This window comes from Dermacoccus barathri (genome assembly GCF_015070805.1).
GTDB lineage: Bacteria > Actinomycetota > Actinomycetes > Actinomycetales > Dermatophilaceae > Dermacoccus > Dermacoccus abyssi.
In genome coordinates this window covers 203,653-222,521 of sequence record NZ_JADCTK010000004.1, presented here as the reverse complement: position 1 = coordinate 222,521, position 18,869 = coordinate 203,653, and the positions used below count along the sequence as shown (strand labels likewise).

At 66.6% G+C, this 18,869-nt stretch carries 19 protein-coding genes; 13 read left to right on the top strand and 6 right to left on the bottom strand.

Going from position 1 to position 18,869, the window contains the following annotated elements; all coding sequences use genetic code 11:
* Window positions 1-2: 2 nt before the first annotated feature.
* Both sucB and IM689_RS09115 read right to left on the bottom strand, forming a co-directional pair.
* On the bottom strand, window positions 3-1,856 hold the full coding sequence (gene sucB / locus IM689_RS09120; RefSeq protein WP_193643738.1) for a 2-oxoglutarate dehydrogenase, E2 component, dihydrolipoamide succinyltransferase: 1,854 nt from the start codon (window positions 1,854-1,856) through the stop codon (window positions 3-5).
* A gap of 201 nt (window positions 1,857-2,057) precedes the next feature.
* Window positions 2,058-3,542 carry a leucyl aminopeptidase gene (locus tag IM689_RS09115; protein ID WP_193643737.1) on the bottom strand — a complete coding sequence of 495 codons (1,485 nt, stop codon included), beginning with the start codon at window positions 3,540-3,542 and terminating at the stop codon, window positions 2,058-2,060.
* A gap of 117 nt (window positions 3,543-3,659) precedes the next feature.
* Between IM689_RS09115 and gcvT the strand changes: the two genes are divergently transcribed.
* Window positions 3,660-4,763 carry a glycine cleavage system aminomethyltransferase GcvT gene (gene gcvT / locus IM689_RS09110; protein WP_193643736.1) on the top strand — a complete coding sequence of 368 codons (1,104 nt, stop codon included), beginning with the start codon at window positions 3,660-3,662 and terminating at the stop codon, window positions 4,761-4,763.
* A 90-nt stretch (window positions 4,764-4,853) separates the two neighbouring features.
* Here the strand turns inward: gcvT and IM689_RS09105 are convergent, their stop codons facing one another.
* Window positions 4,854-5,441 (bottom strand): DUF937 domain-containing protein, encoded by a 588-nt coding sequence (locus IM689_RS09105; RefSeq protein WP_193643735.1) that lies wholly within the window; start codon window positions 5,439-5,441, stop codon window positions 4,854-4,856.
* Window positions 5,442-5,519: 78 nt separating this feature from the next.
* Between IM689_RS09105 and IM689_RS09100 the strand changes: the two genes are divergently transcribed.
* Window positions 5,520-5,702: a hypothetical protein gene (locus IM689_RS09100; protein WP_193643734.1), complete on the top strand. Its 183-nt coding sequence runs from the start codon at window positions 5,520-5,522 to the stop codon at window positions 5,700-5,702.
* Between the two features lie 4 nt (window positions 5,703-5,706).
* Here the strand turns inward: IM689_RS09100 and IM689_RS09095 are convergent, their stop codons facing one another.
* Window positions 5,707-6,303 carry a DUF3043 domain-containing protein gene (locus IM689_RS09095; protein WP_193643733.1) on the bottom strand — a complete coding sequence of 199 codons (597 nt, stop codon included), beginning with the start codon at window positions 6,301-6,303 and terminating at the stop codon, window positions 5,707-5,709.
* 72 nt (window positions 6,304-6,375) lie between these two features.
* Between IM689_RS09095 and IM689_RS09090 the strand changes: the two genes are divergently transcribed.
* The 11 genes from IM689_RS09090 to IM689_RS09045 all read left to right on the top strand — a co-directional run bounded on the left by IM689_RS09090 (window position 6,376) and on the right by IM689_RS09045 (window position 15,956).
* On the top strand, window positions 6,376-7,743 hold the full coding sequence (locus tag IM689_RS09090) for a dipeptidase (RefSeq protein ID WP_319803849.1): 1,368 nt from the start codon (window positions 6,376-6,378) through the stop codon (window positions 7,741-7,743).
* Window positions 7,744-7,757: 14 nt separating this feature from the next.
* Window positions 7,758-8,453 carry a M50 family metallopeptidase gene (locus IM689_RS09085; RefSeq protein WP_193643731.1) on the top strand — a complete coding sequence of 232 codons (696 nt, stop codon included), beginning with the start codon at window positions 7,758-7,760 and terminating at the stop codon, window positions 8,451-8,453.
* 115 nt (window positions 8,454-8,568) lie between these two features.
* Window positions 8,569-8,931 carry an iron-sulfur cluster insertion protein ErpA gene (gene erpA, locus IM689_RS09080; RefSeq protein WP_193643730.1) on the top strand — a complete coding sequence of 121 codons (363 nt, stop codon included), beginning with the start codon at window positions 8,569-8,571 and terminating at the stop codon, window positions 8,929-8,931.
* A gap of 329 nt (window positions 8,932-9,260) precedes the next feature.
* Window positions 9,261-10,247 carry a carbohydrate kinase family protein gene (locus IM689_RS09075; RefSeq protein ID WP_319803848.1) on the top strand — a complete coding sequence of 329 codons (987 nt, stop codon included), beginning with the start codon at window positions 9,261-9,263 and terminating at the stop codon, window positions 10,245-10,247.
* Window positions 10,244-10,936 (top strand): leucyl/phenylalanyl-tRNA--protein transferase, encoded by a 693-nt coding sequence (gene aat / locus IM689_RS09070; RefSeq protein WP_227484665.1) that lies wholly within the window; start codon window positions 10,244-10,246, stop codon window positions 10,934-10,936. The genes IM689_RS09075 and aat overlap by 4 nt, the downstream gene beginning before the upstream one ends.
* Before the next feature lie 100 nt (window positions 10,937-11,036).
* The gene (ctaC, locus tag IM689_RS09065; RefSeq protein ID WP_241510899.1) at window positions 11,037-11,942 is read left to right on the top strand and encodes an aa3-type cytochrome oxidase subunit II; all 906 of its coding nucleotides are present in this window, start codon (window positions 11,037-11,039) and stop codon (window positions 11,940-11,942) included.
* Window positions 11,942-13,666, top strand: a complete 1,725-nt coding sequence (gene ctaD, locus IM689_RS09060) for an aa3-type cytochrome oxidase subunit I (protein ID WP_193643728.1) — start codon at window positions 11,942-11,944, stop codon at window positions 13,664-13,666. The genes ctaC and ctaD overlap by 1 nt, the downstream gene beginning before the upstream one ends.
* Window positions 13,663-14,064, top strand: coding sequence for a cytochrome c oxidase subunit 4 (locus IM689_RS09055; protein ID WP_193643727.1), 402 nt, complete (start codon window positions 13,663-13,665; stop codon window positions 14,062-14,064). The genes ctaD and IM689_RS09055 overlap by 4 nt, the downstream gene beginning before the upstream one ends.
* 339 nt (window positions 14,065-14,403) lie before the next feature.
* The gene (locus IM689_RS09050; protein WP_193643726.1) at window positions 14,404-14,625 is read left to right on the top strand and encodes a hypothetical protein; all 222 of its coding nucleotides are present in this window, start codon (window positions 14,404-14,406) and stop codon (window positions 14,623-14,625) included.
* On the top strand, window positions 14,534-15,043 hold the full coding sequence (locus IM689_RS15140; protein ID WP_227484708.1) for a DUF6318 family protein: 510 nt from the start codon (window positions 14,534-14,536) through the stop codon (window positions 15,041-15,043). The genes IM689_RS09050 and IM689_RS15140 overlap by 92 nt, the downstream gene beginning before the upstream one ends.
* 439 nt (window positions 15,044-15,482) lie before the next feature.
* Complete coding sequence (locus tag IM689_RS09045) at window positions 15,483-15,956, top strand: hypothetical protein (protein ID WP_193643725.1); 474 nt, start codon at window positions 15,483-15,485, stop codon at window positions 15,954-15,956.
* A gap of 76 nt (window positions 15,957-16,032) precedes the next feature.
* On the opposite strand, the gene qcrB is transcribed toward IM689_RS09045, so the two are convergent.
* Window positions 16,033-17,763, bottom strand: a complete 1,731-nt coding sequence (qcrB, locus tag IM689_RS09040) for a cytochrome bc1 complex cytochrome b subunit (RefSeq protein ID WP_193643724.1) — start codon at window positions 17,761-17,763, stop codon at window positions 16,033-16,035.
* On the bottom strand, window positions 17,760-18,869 hold the full coding sequence (gene qcrA, locus IM689_RS09035) for a cytochrome bc1 complex Rieske iron-sulfur subunit (RefSeq protein ID WP_129663106.1): 1,110 nt from the start codon (window positions 18,867-18,869) through the stop codon (window positions 17,760-17,762). Before qcrA ends, qcrB begins: the two co-directional genes overlap by 4 nt.

Sequence of the window (18,869 nt, the reverse complement as noted above, 5' to 3'; positions counted from 1 at the left end):
AGTCACACCTCGAAGGCGCCCTCTTCCAGACGGGCCTTGACGGCCGAGAGGAAGCGACCGGCGTCCGCGCCGTCGACCACGCGGTGGTCGTAGGTGAGGACGAGGTACATCATCTGGCGGACCGCGATGGAGTCGTTGCCGAACTCGTCCGTGACGACAACCGGGCGCTTCGTCATCGCGCCCGTGCCGAGGATGGCGACCTGCGGCTGGTTGATGATCGGCGTGTCGAGGAGCGAACCGTTCGAGCCGATGTTGGAGATGGTGAACGTGCCACCACCCAACTCGTCCGGCGTGACCTTGTTGTCACGCGTACGCGCGGCAAGGTCGGCGATCTTCTTCGCGATGCCGGCGATCGACAGGTCGCCGGCGTCCTTGACGACCGGCACGAGCAGGCCGCGCGGCGTGTCAACCGCAATGCCGATGTGCTCGGCGTTGTGGTAGACGATGTTCTCGCCGTCGACCGAGGAGTTGACCTGCGGGAACGCCTTGAGTGCCTCGACGACCGCCGTCGTGATGAACGGCAGGTAAGAGAGGTTGACGCCCTCGCGGGACTTGAAGTTCTCCTTGTTGCGCGCACGCGTGGCGGCGACCTTGGTCATGTCGACCTCGACGACGGCCGTGAGCTGCGCCGACGTGGCGAGCGACTCGACCATGCGCTGGGCGATGACCTTGCGCAGACGCGACATCTTCTCGGTTGTGCCGCGCTTGGCCTGGGCCTCGGCGGACGCCTGGGGAGCGGCCTGCGGCGTGGCCGAAGCTGCGGGAGCAGCGGCAGCCGACTCCTGCGCGGGGGCCGGTGCCTCTTCCTTGGGCGCCGAAGCGGCCTTGGCGGCGTCGAGGACGTCCTGCTTACGGATACGACCGCCGACACCGGTGCCCTTGATGGACGACAGGTCGATGTTGTTCTCGGCCGCGATCTTGCGCACGAGCGGCGTGACGTACGTGCCGGAGTTGTCGACCTTCGTTGAGGCCTCCTGCTGCTTGTCACCCTGGTCGCCGGAGGAAGACTCCTTGGCGGGAGCCTCCTGCTTCGGCTCTTCCTTCGGCTCGTCCTTGGCCTCGGGAGCCTTCTCGGGCTCGGAGGTCTCGGACTTGTCCTCGGCAGCCTCGACGGCCTCGTCCTGCTTCTCGGAGTCGACGGACTCCTGCGGCTGCTCGGCCTTCTCCTCGGACTCGGCCGAGTCGTCGGACGAACCGCCCGCCTCGCCACCGATGACGGCGAGGTCGGCGCCGACCGGCACCGTCTCGTCCTCGGAAACCAGGATCTTCGTCAGCTTGCCCGCCACGGGGGAGGGAACCTCGGTGTCGACCTTGTCCGTGGAGACCTCGAGCAGCGGCTCGTCGACGGCGACATCGTCACCCTCGGCCTTGAGCCAGCGCGTGATGGTGCCCTCGGTGACGGACTCGCCGAGCGCCGGCATCGTCACCTTCTCGCCACCGGAGACCTCGCCGCCGGAGGAGGCAGCTTCCTGCTTGGGCTCTTCGGACTTCTGCTCGTCGTCGGAGGACTTGGACTCCTTCTCGGAGGAGGTCTCCGCAGCAGCTTCCTCAGTCTTCTCCTCGCCCTTGTCCTCGGCCTTGGCCGAGTCGTCGGAGGAGTCAGAACCGCCGGAGGCCTCACCGTCGCCGACGACGGCGAGGTCAGCGCCGACCGGCACCGTCTCGTCCTCTTCGACGAGGATCTCCTGCAGCGTGCCGGCAACCGGGGACGGAATCTCGGTGTCGACCTTGTCCGTGGAGACCTCGAGCAGCGGCTCGTCAACGGCAACGGTGTCACCGACGTTCTTCAGCCAACGGGTCACGGTGCCTTCGGTCACCGACTCGCCGAGGGCCGGCATGGTCACGCGGTCAGACATGGGTGGAGGTCTCCTCAATCCAAATTGCACGTTTGGGGTCGCGGATGAAGTTGTCGACTCCGGGGGCGGGTCGCGAAACGGGCTCCCGATCAGACCCCATCTTGTCACTGTCGAGCGAGGTTGCGGAAACCCGGGCCAGTACCCGTCAGTAGGAAGTTGGGCTTCCTCGGAACGGCCCGGGTTCGCGCGGGGAGGGCCGCGTCAGGACGCGGCGACCTCGAGCAGCGTGCGCACGGCAAAGCCGGTGCCGCCCTTGGGGGTGAAGCCGTAGGCGCCGCCCTCGTTGAACGCCGGAGCGGCGATGTCGAGGTGCACCCAGTCGATCTGCTCACCGTTCTTCTCGCCGACGAACTCCTTGAGGAACATGGCGGCCGTGATGAGCCCGCCCATGCGCTCGCCGGTGTGCTTGAGGTCGGCGACCTCGGAGTTGATGCTCGGGCGCAGGTGGTCGAGCAGCGGCATCGGCCACATGTGCTCGCCCACGCGGTCGGAGGCGGAGATGACGTCGTCCCGGACCTCGTCGTTGTTGCCGACGACCGCGGCCGTGCGGTTGCCGAGAGCGAGCACCGCAGCGCCCGTGAGGGTGGCGATGTCGATGATGAGGTCGGGCTCCTCGGCGCTGGCGTAGCAGAGGCCGTCGGCCATGACGAGGCGACCTTCGGCGTCGGTGTTGGCGATCTCCACCGTGGTGCCGTCGTGCATGCGGATGACGTCACCGGGGCGCTGGGCGTCGGCGCCGGTCATGTTCTCTGCGAGGCACAGGTAGCCGGTGATGGCGACCGGCAGTTCGAGTTCGGCGGCAGCTTCGACGAAGGCAGCGACGGCGGCGGCGCCGGCCATGTCGCACTTCATCGTCACCATGCCGTTGGCGGGCTTGATGCACAGGCCGCCGGAGTCGAACGTGATGCCCTTGCCGACGATCGAGATGTGGCGCTTGGCGTTGCTCGGCTTGTACGTGAGGGTGACCAGACGCGGCGGACGCGCCGAACCGCGCCCGACGCCGATGAGGCCGCCGCACTCGGCCTTGGCGAGGGCCTTCTCGTCCATGACGGCGACCTTGACCTTCGAGCTCGCGAGGCGCTTGCGCACGATCTCGGCGAACGAACCGGGGTAGAGGTCGAGCGGCGGCATGTTGACGAGGTCGCGAGCCCAGTTCTGCGCGTTGGCGCGGATCGTCGCGTCGGCGACGGCCTGCGTCAGGCCCTTCTCCTTGGCGTCGGCGACGAGGATCTTCACGTCGGCGACGGGCTTCGTCGGCTCCTTCTTGTACTCGCCGTACACATAAGCGCCCAGGAGGACGCCTTCGGTGACGGCGCCGACGGCCTCGGCGTGGCTCGCGGGGAAGGCGAAGACGGCGCTCTCGACGTCCGCGAGCGCGCGGGCAGCGCTGCCCGCGGCGTCACGCTGCGCGCCGATGTCGGTGAGGGCGGCGTCGCGCTCCTGGCCGGAACCGACGGCGAGCACGACGCCCTCGGTACCGGCGATTCCGGCGAGGCGCACGACCTCGTCGGCGCCCGCCTTGGCCTTGAGGGTGCCGAGGGCGGCGTTGACGGCCTTCACGGTCTCGGCGGAGACGCCCTGTGGGTCGACGACACGGGCTCCGTCCTTCGACTTCGCGGTGAGGACGACGAGGACGTCGGCCTTGGACGCGGCGGTGGCCTTGTCGCTGAGGTTCACGGTGGTCACGTGAAATGCCTTTCTCTTGCGAATGATCGACCCGCGAGGGGTCACGAAACTGCTCCTCGTCGACCCTAGCGGCCCCATCCGCCCCGGACGATCGTCCGGGGCGATAGGTTCGCCTGTATGAGTGAAGCGAAACTGTCCCCGCTCGACGAGCGTCACCGCGCCCTGGGGGCCAAGATGGCCGACTTCGGTGGGTGGGCCATGCCGATCGAGTACCCCGGCGGCGGCGTCGTGCGTGAGCACACGGCCGTGCGCGAGCGTGTCGGCATCTTCGACGTCAGCCACCTCGGGAAGGCGACGGTCCAGGGCGAGGGGGCCCTCGACTTCGTCAACGCATGCCTGTCCAACGACCTGCGCAAGATCCAACCCGGCAAGGCTCAGTACACGATGTGCTGCGACGAGTCCGGTGGCGTCGTCGACGACCTCATCGTCTACGTCAAGGCCGAGGACGATCTGTTCCTCATCCCCAACGCCGCCAACACCGCCGAGGTCGTGCGTCGTCTCGCCGATGCCGCTCCGGACGGCATCACCGTGCGCGACGCGCACGAGGAGTTCGCGGTCCTCGCCGTTCAGGGGCCCAAGTCGGACGAGGTTGTCTCGGCGCTGGGCCTGCCGGTCGACCACGACTACATGAGCTTCGACGAGGCCGAGTGGGAGGGCCGCCCGCTCACCGTCTGCCGTACCGGCTACACGGGTGAGCGCGGCTACGAGCTCGTCAGCCGCTGGGAGGACGCCCTCGCCCTGTGGGATGCGCTCCTCGAAGCGGCCGCTCCCTACGAGGGCCTGCCCTGTGGCCTCGGCGCTCGCGACACGCTGCGCACCGAGATGGGCTACCCGCTGCACGGTCAGGACCTGTCTCTCGACATCACGCCCGTCCAGGCTCGCGCCGGCTGGGCCGTGGGCTGGAAGAAGGACTCCTTCTGGGGCAAGGACGCGCTCGCGAAGGAGAAGGCGGAGGGTCCGCGTCGCATTTCGCGTGGCCTGAAGCTGACCGGACGTGGCATCCCGCGTGCCCACTGCGTCGTGCGCAGCACCGAGGGCGAGGAACTCGGTGAGGTCACCTCGGGCACGTTCTCGCCCACGCTCGGCCAGGGCGTCGCGCTCGCGCTGATGCTCCCGGACGTCGACGAGGGTGACACCGTGGCCGTCGACGTGCGCGGTCGTCTCCTCGAGGCTGTCGTGACGAAGCCGCCGTTCGTCGAGGTCCAGACGCGCTCCATCTGACCCCGCGCCGACGCCGTTCCGCGCACTCACGACACAGCGGCCGCTCCCCTCGCCAAGGGAGCGGCCGCTTCGCTGTGATCGGGTTCGGCGTCAGATACGTGTGCCGCCACCGAGGACGTTGCCGAGGATGTCGCCCCAGTTCGGGCCCGCTTGCTGCTGGGGTTGAGCCTGCTGGCTCCCCTGTCCGGCCGACTGGGCACCCGGCACGGAGCCACCGAGAACGCCCGAGAGGATCTGCGTCAGGATGTCGGCGCTGGAACCGGCGCCGGCCGAGGCGTTGGTGCCCGCGCCTCCACCGAGAACCCGCTTGGCGAGGTAGGAGATGACGATCGGCGCGATGATCGGGATGAGTCGTCGCACGAGGTCGTTGCTCCTGCCCGGCAGGCCGCCGAGCTGGTTGACGACGGCGTCCTGCTGGTCGCCGAAGACGTGCTGGGCGATCTTGGCGCCGTCGTCCGTGTTCACCTCGTCGAGCGTGGGGGAGGAGTCGACGTGACCGCCGAGCGCCTCGAGCAGGGCACTCTGCCCGCCGGGGTGCTGGATGTTGGCCTCCATGCCGCCGAGGAGGGCAGGCACGACGCTGCGCACGGCGGCCTCGGTTTCCTCAGGGCTCGCGCCCACCTGCTCGGCGAGCTGATCGATCGGAAGCTCGGACAGGATCTCGGACGTAGCGGACATGTGCGTCTCCTTCGAAGATCGGTTTCTCCGTCACCCTAGTGCCGCCGTCGACGCGGCGCGGCTCGTAGGCTCACAGGCATGGACGAGTGGAACTGGACCAGTGAGACGTCCGCCCGTGTCGGCGGACCCTTCTCCTCCCAGGAGGACGCCGAGGCCTGGCTGTCGCAGACATGGCAAGACCTCCTCGACGAGGGTGTCGAGGAGGTCACGCTCATGAATGGTGAGGAGGCCGTCTACGGGCCGATGCCGCTGAACGCCTGAGGTGTCAGTCGATCTTCTCGCCGCGCTTGACGACGGGTCGGGGGAAGCGGCCGCGGCGGATCTGCATGGCGCGCATGATGGCGTAGCCGGCGCCGCCGCGCGGTGCCGCACCGAACTTCTGGATGAGGCGCTTCTTCGTGCTGCGCCACATGAAGATCGCGTCGAAGAGGGCGATGAGCAGCACGGCCCACACGATGATGAGCCCGAGAGACTGGATCGACGGGTTCGGCACGAACATGACGATGACCGCGACGAGCATGAGCGGAAGTGCGATCTCACCGATGTTGAGGCGTGAGTCGACACGGTCGCGGATGTAGCGCTTCTCCGGGCCGCGGTCGCGGGCGGGAAGGGCGCTGTCGTCGCCCCGCTCGGCTGCGGCGCGCTGGGCGAGGCGCGCCTCGCGGGCACGCTGCTTGTTCGCCGCTTTGGCGGCTTTGCGGTCGGTCTCCACGAGGGGGCGGCGACGCGCGGCCTCTTGATCCTTGCGCTTGGGCGTCGGGCGGTTCTTGGCGCCCGGACGCTCCTTCACCGGGGAAACGGGGGTTTCCGCCGTCGTGGAGCGTGTAGCGCCCTGGGTCGTGGTCTTGTCTCGTCCGAACACCCGATCATGGTAGGTCACCCTCGGTGCGTGGGATCGGACGACTCGCTCGCCGCGGACGATACCGTGGCCGGTGTGAACACGAATGACACCGTCGTCGACCTCGAGCAGCTGCGCGAACGCGTCCGTTCCCTCATGCCGAAGGTCGTCGAGGACCTCAAGGATCTGACCCGCATCCCGAGTGTTTCGCTCGGCTCCTTCGACCAGACGCAGGTTGCTCGTTCGGCCGAGGCCGTCGCCGAGCTGCTCGCTGCGGAGGGCATGGACGTGAAGGTGGTGGCCGAGGGTGGACGCCCCGCCGTCATCGCCCACAAGAGCGGCCCGGCCGGAGCCCCGAAGGTTCTCATGTATGCCCACCACGACGTGCAGCCGCCGGGCGCGGACGCCGATTGGGACACGCCGCCGTTCGAGCCGACCGAACGCGCCGGTCGTCTCTACGGCCGCGGCGCGGCGGACGACAAGGCCGGTGTCATGGCGCACCTGGCCGCAGTCCGCGCGTGGGGAGACGACCTTCCCTGCGACGTCACCCTGTTCATCGAGGGGGAGGAGGAGATCGCCTCCGACTCCCTGCCGGCCCTGCTGGAGAAGTACGCCGACGAGTTGCGCTCCGACGCGCTCGTCCTCGCCGACTCCGCGAACTGGGCCGTCGGTACGCCTGCCCTCACGACAACGCTGCGCGGCACGGTGCGTGCGGTCGTCACCGTCCGCACGTTGAAGCACTCGGTTCACTCGGGGATGTTCGGCGGAGCCGCGCCCGACGCCCTGGCGACGATGTGCCGCCTCATGGCCGAGTTGCATGACGCAGAGGGCAACGTCGCGGTACCCGGTCTCGATGCGTCCGAGGACACCGAGATCGAGTACGACGCCGACCAGCTGCGCTCGGACGCCGGCATGCTGCCCGGCACGCAACTCATCGGCACGGGTCCGCTCACGTCTCGCCTGTGGCTCAAGCCGAGCATCACGGTCATCGGCATCGATGCCCCGGGCGTTGACGTGGCGAGCAACACCCTCACCGCGAGTGCGCGCGCCAAGCTCTCCCTGCGCGTCGCGCCGAGCCAGGATCCGCAGGCGGCCTTCGACGCGCTGAAGAAGCACCTCGAAGACGCGGCGCCGTGGGGCGCCGAGGTCAACGTCGAACTCGACGAGTTGGGTGCGGGCTTCTCCGCCGACGCGAACGGTCCGGTCTACGAGGAGGCGCGTGCGGCCTTCGCGGACGCCTGGCAGAACGAGCCGGTGGACGTCGGCATCGGCGGTTCCATTCCCTTCGTGTCCCTCTTCGCCGAGATGATGCCCGACGCGGCACTCCTCGTCACGGGCGTGGAGGACCCGGACACGCGCGCACACGGCGCCAACGAGTCGCTCCACCTCGGCGAGTTCGAGAAGGTCTGCCTCGCCGAGACCGTGCTCCTGCAGCGGATCGCCCGACGCCTCGGATCTGAGTGAACCTCCACTCGAGCGTGAGCCTCGCCCTCGCCCCCTCCGCGGTGGACGAGGGTGAGGCTCTCCTGTGGGTGGCCCTCGTCGTCGGGGTCGCCCTTGCGCTCGTGCCGTCGACGTATCGGTGGGGTCGCCATGGGGTCACAGCCGTCCACGAGGCGGGGCACGCGCTTGTCGCGCTGCTCGCCGGGCGACGACTTCGTTCGATCCGACTCAACCGTGACTCCTCGGGAGAAACGGTGAGTGTCGGACGTTCCGGTGGCCCCGGTGTCGTCCTCACCCTCCTCGCGGGCTACCCGGGGCCCTCCCTCGTCGGGCTCAGCGGGGTGTGGGCCGCCCGACACGACCACGTCGAGGCCTGGGTGCTCGTGCTCCTCGTCGTACTCGGAGGGACGCTGTTCCTGCTGCGCAATGTGTTCGGCGTCGTCGTCATGCTCGCCGTGCTGGCAGGTCTCGTCGCCCTGCGCCGCTGGGCCGAACCCGAGCAGGCGCTCGCGGCGTGCGCGCTCGTGTCCGCCTTTCTGCTCGCCGCCGGTCTGCGTGGGGCACTCGAACTGTTCGCCTCCCGTGTCGGAGCCAACGACGCCTCCGCGCTCGCCCGAGCCACGCACCTGCCCGCTGCTCTGTGGAAGACGGCCTTCGTCGCTGTGGCCCTGGCTGCCGCGGTCGCAGGCGCCTGGGTGCTCGGCCTCCAGTGGCCGGCGGCTTCCGGATGACCACCCCGGCAGGCGTACAGTGGTACACCGGGAACACGCACGAGCGTGCCGCTGTTGCCCTACACACGGCCTGGAGACCACCAGGACCGAGGACGTGAGAGAGGATCGATCCACGATGACTGTGGAGACGAACACCCAGACCGAAACCGGTACGCACGGCGTCAACCTGAGCGACGTCGCGGCCTCCAAAGTGAAGAGCCTGCTCGAGCAGGAAGGACGCGACGACCTGCGTCTGCGCGTCGGCGTCCAGCCCGGCGGTTGCTCCGGCCTGATCTACCAGCTCTACTTCGACGAGCGCACCCTCGACGGTGACCTCGTGCGCGACTCCGACGGTGTCGAGGTCGTCGTCGACCGCATGAGCGCGCCCTACCTCGAAGGCGCCTCCATCGACTTCTCCGACACCATCGAGAAGCAGGGCTTCACCATCGACAACCCCAACGCCGGCAGCTCCTGCGCCTGCGGCGACAGCTTCAGCTGATCCTTCCCTCGCTGCGTTGTCCGGTCTGAACCCCTCGCAAGCTCGGAGTTCAGCCTCGGTGCGACACAGCTTCGGGCACGACGCGCGAAAAGCCCACCCCTTGTGAGTTCGCAAGCTCACTCCCACCGGGGTGGGCTTTTCGCGCGTCGTGGCGTCCGCTTCCAGCGTGGTCCTGTTCGTGACGAGGGCCGGACCGGATTCGTCCGAGGGCGGTCGCTCGTGCGGCAAACGCGCGTTCGGTCGGCCCGGGGGCGTCTCAGTGCGCGTCAGTGTCGGCGAGTTTCGACGACGTGGGCGCCCGTCCGCGCACCCGCGATAGGTTGGCCCACGTGAAGATCGCAGTGACGGGTTCCATCGCAACCGACCACCTCATGACGTTCGACGGGCGCTTCGCCGACTCGCTCGTCGTCGAGCAGCTCGACAAGATCTCGGTGTCGTTCCTCGTGGACGACCTGCAGATCCGGCGCGGGGGAGTGGCCGGCAACATCGCCTTCGGCCTGGGCAACCTGGGCCTCCGCCCCGTCCTCATCGGTTGCGTCGGCGCTGACTTCGCTGATTACGGCTCCTGGCTCGAACGCCACGGCGTCGACATTTCCGAGGTGCGCACGTCGGAGACGCACCACACCGCACGCTTCGTGTGCACGACCGACCGCGACATGGCCCAGATGGCCTCGTTCTACCCCGGCGCGATGTCCGAAGGGCGCGAAGTCGAGATCGGCCCCATCTCCGAACGCCACGACGGCTTCGACCTCGTTCTCATCGGCGCCCACGACCCCGAAGGCATGCGCCGCAACACCGAGGAATGCCGACGCCGCGGCCTCCCGTTCGTCGCCGATCCCTCGCAGCAGCTCGCCTTCGCCGATGGCCCCTTCATCCGCGAGATCATCGACGGCGCCGACTACCTGTTCACCAACGAGTACGAGTCGCACCTGACCGAGCAGAAGACCGGTTGGAGCGGCGAGGAGATCCTCGAGCGCGTCGGTGTACGCGTCGTGACGAAGGGCAAGGACGGCGCCACCATCCTGCGCAAGGGTGAGGAGCCGATTCACGTCGACGTCGCCGCCATCTCGGGTGCCGTCGACCCGACGGGCGTCGGCGACGCCTTCCGCGCCGGATTCCTTGCCGGGCTGTCGTGGGAGCTCGACCTCGCCCGATGCGCGCAGGTCGGCTCGGCCCTGGCCGCGCACGTCATCGAGACCGTCGGCACCCAGGAGTACGTCCTGCGCCAGGAGACCTTCCTCGAGCGACTACGCGCGGCGTACGGCGACGATGCCGTGGCCGACGTCCAGGCGCACCTGAGCTGCCGTCGTCCTTGAACCCACTCGACCTCACGAGTGAGTGGGATTTCTCGCTCGCCCGTTTCGACCTCGACGACGACCTCGTCGCGCTGGGCGCCGACCTCGCCCCGGGCACGATCGTTGCGGCCTACGCGCACGGTGTCTTTCCCATGGGGCTGGGGGAGGGCGGTGCCCCACCGATGGGGTGGTGGTCCCCGCAGGAGCGGGGCGTCCTCGAACGCGACGCCTTCCACGCCTCCCGGTCACTGCGCCGTTCGGCACGCGCCTTCGAGGTGAGCTTCGACCGCAACTTCGCGGGCGTCATCGCAGGGTGCGCCGATCCTTCCCGTGACGGCGCCTGGATCACGTCCGAGATCGCGGCCGCGTACACGCGCCTGCACGAACTCGGGGTCGCGCACTCCGTCGAGGTCTGGGACGACGGCTCCCTCGTCGGGGGTCTCTACGGCCTGGCCATCGGAGGGCTGTTCGCGGGGGAGTCGATGTTCCACCGCGCGACCGACGCGTCGAAGGTCGCTCTCGGCGCGCTCGCGCACGCCGTCTACGAGCGTGACGACGTGCCGAGGCTCATCGACGTCCAGTGGCGCACACCGCACCTCGGCAGTCTCGGGGTCACGGAAATCGCACGTGACGCGTACCGTGCGCGGCTGCCGCAACTCGTCCACGCCCCGCCGATCTCGGCGTTCGGCGGCTCGGGTCGCGGCCGTTAGTCAATCGTTAACGCCAGGTATCGACCCCCACCCTCAGCGCCACCTGTGCCTGGGATAAGGTTTTACCGTGCCTGGTTTGGATCTGCGGAAGGTGGACGCTGTGCGTCGGCCCCTTGAAAAGACGAGCCCAGCGCGGCGTCGTCGGATTGCTGCTGTCGGTCTCGGTGGAGCTGCGCTGCTCCTGTCGGCGTGTTCGCCGCGCGTTGAGCGCGGTTACCTGCCGCACGGCGTCACGAAGAACGCCAACGAGGTCATCGACTTCTGGCTCGGTACTTGGTACTGGACCTTGGCTGTCGGTGTCCTCGTCTGGGGCCTGATCTTCTGGTGCATCGTGCGCTACCGCCGTCGCAAGAGCGACACCGGTTTCCCGGCGCAGATGCAGTACAACGTGCCGCTGGAGATTCTCTATACGGTCGTGCCGATCGTCATGGTCGCCGTGCTCTTCGGCAAGACCGTGGGCCTGGAGAACAAGCTCCTCGACACGTCGCAGAAGCCTGACGTCACGATCAACGTCGTCGGCAAGCAGTGGAGCTGGGACTTCAACTACGCCGACGAGAAGGTCTACGAGACCGGCGTCATGGCGGACATGAAGGCCGGCAAGCCGGGCGCCGAGAAGGGTCTGCCCACGCTGTACCTGCCCGTGAACAAGCGCGTCGAGTTCGTGCTCACCACGCGTGACGTCATCCACACGTTCTGGGTGCCGCAGTTCATGCAGAAGCTCGACATGATCCCGAGCCGCGTGAACCGCTTCGCCGTCGACACGACGGAGGAGGGCACGTTCAAGGGCAAGTGTGCCGAGCTCTGCGGTGCGTACCACTCGCAGATGCTCTTCAACGTCAAGGTCGTCTCCCAGGAGGAGTACGACAAGCACATGGACGACCTTCGCAAGCAGGGTAAGACGGGCTTCCTGTCCAACTCCCTCAACCGCGCCAGCGTCGACCCGAAGGACCAGCAGTTCCTGCCGGACGGTCTGGACTCGTCCGACATCGTCAAGGAGGGCAAGTAATGGCATCCGTCGCTACCCCAGCGGCTGGAACCGCGGAGCGCCCCGATGGACGGCGCCCTGAGGACTTCCACGCAGGCCGCACGGTTGTGAAGTGGATCACGACGACCGACCACAAGGTCATCGGCAACCTCTACTTCATCACCTCGTTCATCTTCTTCCTCATGGGCGGCGCCATGGCGCTGGTCATCCGCGCTGAACTGTGGGAGCCCGGCCTCCAGGTCGTGGACAACCCCGAGCAGTTCAACCAGATGTTCACCATGCACGGCACGATCATGCTGCTCATGTTCGCGACGCCGCTCTTCTCGGGCTTCGCGAACGCGCTCATGCCGCTGCAGATCGGTGCACCCGACGTCGCGTTCCCGCGACTCAACATGTTCGCTTACTGGCTCTACCTCTTCGGCAGCCTCATCGCTGTCGGCGGCTTCCTCACGCCGCAGGGTGCAGCCTCGTTCGGTTGGTTCGCGTACGCGCCGCTGTCGAGCTCGACGTTCAGCCCCGGCCTCGGTGGAAACCTCTGGGTCTACGGCCTTGCGCTGACCGGTTTCGCCTCGATCATGGGTGCGGTCAACTTCGTCACGACGATCGTGTGCATGCGTGCACCGGGTATGACGATGTTCCGCATGTCGATCTTCACGTGGACCGTCCTCATCACGTCGATCCTCGTGCTCCTCGTCTTCCCGGTTCTCGCCGCCGCGCTGTTCGGCCTCGGCCTCGACCGCACGATGGGTGCGCACGTCTTCGACTCGGAGACCGCCGGTGCCATGCTGTGGCAGCACATGTTCTGGTTCTTCGGTCACCCCGAGGTCTACATCATCGCGCTGCCGTTCTTCGGCATCATCTCGGAGATCCTGCCGGTCTTCTCGCGCAAGCCGATCTTCGGTTACAAGACGCTCGTCTTCGCGACCATCGCCATCGCGGCGCTCTCGGTCTCGGTGTGGGCTCACCACATGTACGCCACCGGCCAGGTGCTCCTGCCGTTCTTCGCGGTCATGACGATGCTCATCGCCGTTCCGACCGGTGTGAAGTTCTTCAACTGGATCGGCACGATGTGGGGCGGTTCGCTCACCTTCGAAAACCCGATGCTGTGGGCCCTCGGCTTCCTCGTGACCTTCCTCTTCGGTGGTCTCACGGGTGTCATCCTCGCCAGCCCGGCGCTGGACTTCCACCTGTCCGACTCCTACTTCGTGGTCGCGCACTTCCACTACGTCATCTTCGGCACCGTGGTGTTCGCGATGTTCGCCGGTTACTACTTCTGGTGGCCGAAGTTCACGGGTCGCATGCTCAACGAGACGCTGGGCAAGATCCAGTTCTGGATGCTCTTCGTCGGCTTCCACATGACGTTCCTCATCCAGCACGTGCTGGGTGTCGAGGGCATGCCGCGTCGTTACGCGGACTACCTGCCCGAGGACGGCTTCCAGTTCATGAACCAGGTCTCGACCGTCGGTTCGTTCCTGCTCGGCGCGTCGATGCTGCCCTTCATCTACAACGTGTACATCACGTGGAAGAAGGCGCCGGTCGTGAGCGAGGACGACCCGTGGGGCTTCGGTGCGTCGCTTGAGTGGGCCACGTCGTGCCCGCCGCCGCGGCACAACTTCAACAGCATCCCGCGTATCCGTTCGGAGCGTCCGGCGTTCGACCTGCACCACCCCGAGGTCGGTGTCTTCTCGGTGCTGCCGTCGCCTGAGACGGTCAACCAGCTCGACCGAAAGGGCACCAACGCATGAAGACTTCGGCCAAGCTCTTCCTCTACCTCGGGCTCTTCTACGTGCCCCTGATCTTCATCTACGGTCACTTCACGGAGTGGTCGGAGCCGGTCGGCGCCGTGGGTCTGGCCCTCAGCGCCGGGTTCGGTCTCATGATCGCCGGTTACTTCACGATGACCGACCGCAAGATGGACCTCGACCCGAGCGACAAGCCCGAGGGTGAGATCAACGAGGTCTCCGGTGAGGTCGGCTTCTTCTCGCCGTACTCGTGGTGGCCGCTGTGGCTGGCCGCGTCGATATCACTCCTCGCCCTCGGCCTGGCCGTCGGTTGGTGGATCGTCTTCGTCGCCGCTCCGCTGGTCGCCCTGGCCGTCGTCGGTTGGGTGTTCGAGTACTTCAGCGGAGAGCACGCGATCTGATCGCTTCCTCGCAAACGAAGGGCCGTACAGTTCTGAACTGCGCGGCCCTTCGGCATGCCTGGTCGCGCGAGCAAGTGTGAAGCGGCGTCGGCCTCGTACGAGCTGTGGGTTTGAGGTCAGAAGCGCGCTGGAGGGTGGTCTGTGAAATCTGACCAAAAACTTACCGTTCGTTTCGGCCACCTCGTGACGATGCCGGGTGAGACTCGACGAGTCCCATCAACTCGTGGAGGTTGTCATGTCCGAGCGTTTCACGCACCGTGAAGTCCGAGGAGATGCTGCGCCGCTCAACGGCGGCACTCCGAAGGGGAAGCGGCGAGGGCAGCCCGCGCCGGTAGCGCTGTGGACCTCTACCGCGCGCGGACGCGCTTTGGGCCGATGGGCGACGGCGTGCTGCGCTGCGGTCGTGCTCGCCGGGTGCAGTGGGGAATCGGCGCCGACCGCGTCAAGCGGGGACGTGGCACCTTCCGACATGTCTCGAATCGCCTCCGGAAACGCATCGTCCTCCAAGACGACCAGCGCACCATCGAGTACGTCATCGAACACGAATGGCCAGAGCCGTGAGTTCGTCGTCCCGGACGCAGCCAAGGCCCACACCCACGAAGGTGCCAAGGCGTTTGTGAAGTTCTACTGGGAGACATTGGCTGCCCTGGATGCACACCCGACCACGGGTGTCTTGACCAGGTTTGCTACTTCTGATTGCCAAGTCTGTTCCGAGCAGGAGTCTGCGATAGCGAAGCAGGTAGCTGAGGGCACTCATGTTGAGGATTCGGCGGCCTCGGTTACGGACATGAAGGTCCATGCATCCTCCACGGCAGACGTACCCGTAATCGAGTTTCATCTCCGATTGACCGCTGGTGAGATGGTTTCCAAGCAAGGGGACCGATCCAAACTGGAGTCGGTAAGCCAGAAGGGTGCCGCCAAATTGGAATGGGAGAAGGACGGTTGGAAGCTGAGTGCGTACGGTGCTGACCAAAACTAAGTACCTTGGGCTGCTCTTAACCGGGGTGACATTGGCGCCGCCCGTTCACGCTGCCGGGGCAGGGAAGTGCGGCGGACGCAGCGCCTGCGTGGAGCGTGGTGGGATCTCGGTCGTGATTACTAATCCTGGCGGTCGAGGGAGCCAGCCGTCCGGTGCTCACCGCGCAGTTGTCAAGGTAAGGGCCGTTGAAGTCACTGGCAGCAACGTAGCGATCACCCCGTCTGGCCGAAACACAGTTGCGCGGGCCGCTGTAGTGACCGGTGGCAGGTCAGCCACGAGCGTTACAAAGACCATGATCACGGAGGTCCCGTGCATCACGGCTGACACCGTGGCGAAGTATTCATGCGTCCGTACGAGGATGAGCGGCGTTGAGGCGGGCGTCGACTTCGCGTCGCCGACAGCGCCTGCGGCTTCACCTCAAGGGGAGACAATCACCCAGGTGGCTGTTCCGACCTACACGCCCGAAGAGGCTGCTGCTCAAGCCTGGACCACACAGATCTTCACGAAGCCGGGCGTGGACATCCAGCCCGTCGGCAACACGACTCTGACTGGTCTGCCGACCTACTTCCGTGCCGCCTTCGGAGCCGAGGGGCTCGCACCGGGTCAGAGCGTCACGACGACGGTCCTCGGTCACACGGTGACCATCCGTCCTGCCAGCGCTCTCTACACCTACCACTACGGCGACGGAACGAGTCACGGACCAACGCCCGATGCCGGCGGCGTCTACCCCTCAGGTGCGGTGACGCACACCTACGCTCGCAAGGGCGTCGTCAACACTCGCATCGATGTGACGCTGACTGGGGAGTTCAGGATTGGCGGGGGAGCGTGGCAACCCATTCCTGGTTCGACGACGGTGGCGGGAACACCAGAACAACTCACCGTCGCGATTCTTCAGTCCCGTCTGCATCACTGAGACTTATCGCAGACGAAGGAGGGCCCGATCGGCTGTTGCCGATCGGGCCCTCCTTCGTGTGGTGCAGCGAAGTGACTCAGCGCTGACCCGTCTCCTCGGAGCCACCGTGCAGTTCGCCGACGAACTGATCGGACTTCGCGTCCTCGAGGACCGCAGCCTCAAGCCCCTCGTGGTCACCGTGGTGGTGAGCCGCTTCGAGCTCCGCAGGCGTGACGGGGGCGATGCGGTCACGGAAGTAGAAGTTGGTCCAGCGGTTGCGACGCTTCGCCTTCTTCAGCTCCTTGCCCTCAAGGCCGGAGGTGTCGATGTTGCTCGGGGCCTGAGCCTCGTAGCCGACCAGACGCCAGCGGGTGAACTCGTCGACCTCCTCGTGCGCCTCGAAGAAGCGGCCCTCGGGGGTGCGGACGATGCGACCCGACTCACGGCCGTGCAGCACGAGGTCACGGTCGTGACGCTGCAGGCTGAGGCAGATGCGCTTCGTCACCCAGAAGGCGATGATCGGGCCGAAGATCACGAGGAAGCGGAACAAGTACGTGATGTCGTTGATCGACATGTGCAGCTTGATCGCCATGATGTCGTTACCGGCCGCGAACATGAGCACCGCGTAGAACACCGCGAAGCCCATACCGATGGCGGTACGCGTCGGAGCGTTGCGCGGACGGTCGAGCACGTGGTGCTCGCGCTTGTCGCCGGTGACCCAGTTCTCGATCCACGGGTAGATCGCGATCATGCCGAAGAAGATCGGCAGCAGGGCGATCGAGCCCGGGAAGATGTTCATGCTCCAGGTGTGGCCGAGAGCGACGAACTCGAGGAAGCCGGGCAGCAGTCGCAGCGCACCGTCGGCGAAGCCCATGTACCAGTCAGGCTGCGAACCGGCGGTCACCTGCGTCGGCTCGTAGGGCCCGTACGCCCAGATGGCGTTGATGCCCACGAGGCTCGAGATGAGAGCCGTGATGCCGAAGACGATGAAGAAGAAACCGCCGGCCTTGGCCATGTACACCGGCATGAGCGGGAAGCCCACGACGTTCTTGTCCGTGCGACCCGGGCCGGGGTACTGCGTGTGCTTGTGCACGACGAGCAGGATGAGGTGAGCCGCGAGCAGCGCCACCATGATGGCCGGGATGAGCAGGATGTGCAGCGAGTAGAAGCGGGGGATGATCATCTCGCCGGGGAAACCGCCGCCGAAGAGGCCGTACGAGATGTACGTACCGACGATCGGCGTGGAGAGGATGAAGCCCTGCATCGCTCGGATACCCGTACCGGACAGGAGGTCGTCCGGGAGGGAGTAGCCCATGAAGCCCTCGATGATGGCCAGCATGAACAGCAGGGTTCCGATGACCCAGTTGATCTCACGCGGCTTGCGGAAAGCACCCGTGAAGAACACGCGGAACATGTGCATCATGATCGACACGACGAACAGCAGAGCTGCCCAGTGGTGGAGCTGACGGATCAGCAGACCACCGCGGATGTCGAACGAGATGTCGAGGGTCGAGGCGAACGCCTCGGACATCTGGATGCCCTGCAGCGGCACGTACGAGCCGTTGTAGGTGGTGTGGCCCATCGACGGCACGAACCAGAACGTGAGGAACGTACCGGTGATGAGCAGGATGATGAAGGAGTACAGCGCGACCTCACCGAGCATGAAGCTCCAGTGATCCGGGAAGACCTTCTTCATGAGGAAGCGCACGCCCTTGGCGGCGCCGCTGCGCTCGTCGATCCAGTTCGACACACCCGCCAGGCCGCCCTTGGGGTCCTGACGCTGCGTCGTCGGAGCGTGCGAGTCGCGCGCGGAAGCGGCGGTGCTCACGACTTGAGTTCCTTCCCGTTGTCTTCCCAGAAGCTCGGTCCGACCGGGCGCTTGAAGCCCTGGTCAGCCACGAGGTAGCCCTCGTCGTCGACGGAGATCTTCAGCTGCGGCAGCGGGCGCTTGGCCGGGCCGAAGATGACCTTGCAGTCGTCCGTCATGTCGAACGTGGACTGGTGGCAGGGGCAGAGCAGGTGGTGCGTTTGCTGCTCGTAGAGGCCCACCGGGCAACCCACGTGCGTGCAGATCTTGGAGTAGGCGACGATGCCGTCGACACCCCACTGACGCTGACGCTCCGACTTGATCTTCGCCTCGTCGAGCCGGACGAGGATCACGGAGGCCTTCGTCTTCTCGTTGAGGGGGTGCTCGGTGTCGTTGACACCCTCGGGCAGGACGTGGAAGACCGAGCCCAGCGTCACGTCGGACGCGCGGATGGCGGTACCTTCCGGGTCACGCATGAGACGACGGCCGCGGCCGTTGATCTTCGTGTCCCACATCGTCTTGACGAGGTCGAGCTTCGGCATCGGGCCCAGGCCACCGAGTAGGGGGAGGGCGACCGGCACGGCGAACAGGCCGAGCGCGCCACCGAGCGTCCACTTCAGGAGCGGGCGACGCTTGAGCTGAGCTGCCTCGGCGCCACCGGTCATGATGTTGGCGGCGGCTTCCCAGGCCTCGTCGTCCGACTTCAGCTCGTGACGCTCTTCGATGACCTCTTCGTCCGGCATGATCGTCTTAGCCCAATGGACGGCACCGAGGCCGATACCGAGCAGCGACAGCGCCAGCGTGAAGCCGAGAACGAAGTGAAGCGCCTTGGTCGGGCCGACGAACGGGATCGTCATGACCGAGTTCTTGTCGATCGCGAAGTAGGCCACGACGAACAGCACCGTGGCGAGCATCGACATGATGAACAGGGTTGCGACCTGACGCTCGGACCGCTTGGCAGCAGCCGGGTCCTCGTCACCGAGACGGTGGACGTGCGGCGGGAGGCCAGGGTTCTCGAAGCGGTCGGGAAGTGCGCCCGTGCCCTCGATGTGCCCGTCGTTCAGGCTGACCGGAGCGTAGTCCGACGAGCCCTCACCCGGGTGCGCCGAAGCGCCGGATTCATTCAT

Bases quoted from the DNA above. Each gene is read 5' to 3' on its own strand.
- sucB (WP_193643738.1), bottom strand. From the start codon at position 1,856: ATGTCTGACCGCGTGACCATGCCGGCCCTCGGCGAGTCGGTGACCGAA.
- gcvT (WP_193643736.1), top strand. From the start codon at position 3,660: ATGAGTGAAGCGAAACTGTCCCCGCTCGACGAGCGTCACCGCGCCCTG.
- IM689_RS09105 (WP_193643735.1), bottom strand. From the start codon at position 5,441: ATGTCCGCTACGTCCGAGATCCTGTCCGAGCTTCCGATCGATCAGCTC.
- IM689_RS09100 (WP_193643734.1), top strand. From the start codon at position 5,520: ATGGACGAGTGGAACTGGACCAGTGAGACGTCCGCCCGTGTCGGCGGA.
- erpA (WP_193643730.1), top strand. From the start codon at position 8,569: ATGACTGTGGAGACGAACACCCAGACCGAAACCGGTACGCACGGCGTC.
- ctaD (WP_193643728.1), top strand. From the start codon at position 11,942: ATGGCATCCGTCGCTACCCCAGCGGCTGGAACCGCGGAGCGCCCCGAT.
- IM689_RS09055 (WP_193643727.1), top strand. From the start codon at position 13,663: ATGAAGACTTCGGCCAAGCTCTTCCTCTACCTCGGGCTCTTCTACGTG.
- IM689_RS15140 (WP_227484708.1), top strand. From the start codon at position 14,534: ATGTCTCGAATCGCCTCCGGAAACGCATCGTCCTCCAAGACGACCAGC.
- qcrA (WP_129663106.1), bottom strand. From the start codon at position 18,869: ATGAATGAATCCGGCGCTTCGGCGCACCCGGGTGAGGGCTCGTCGGAC.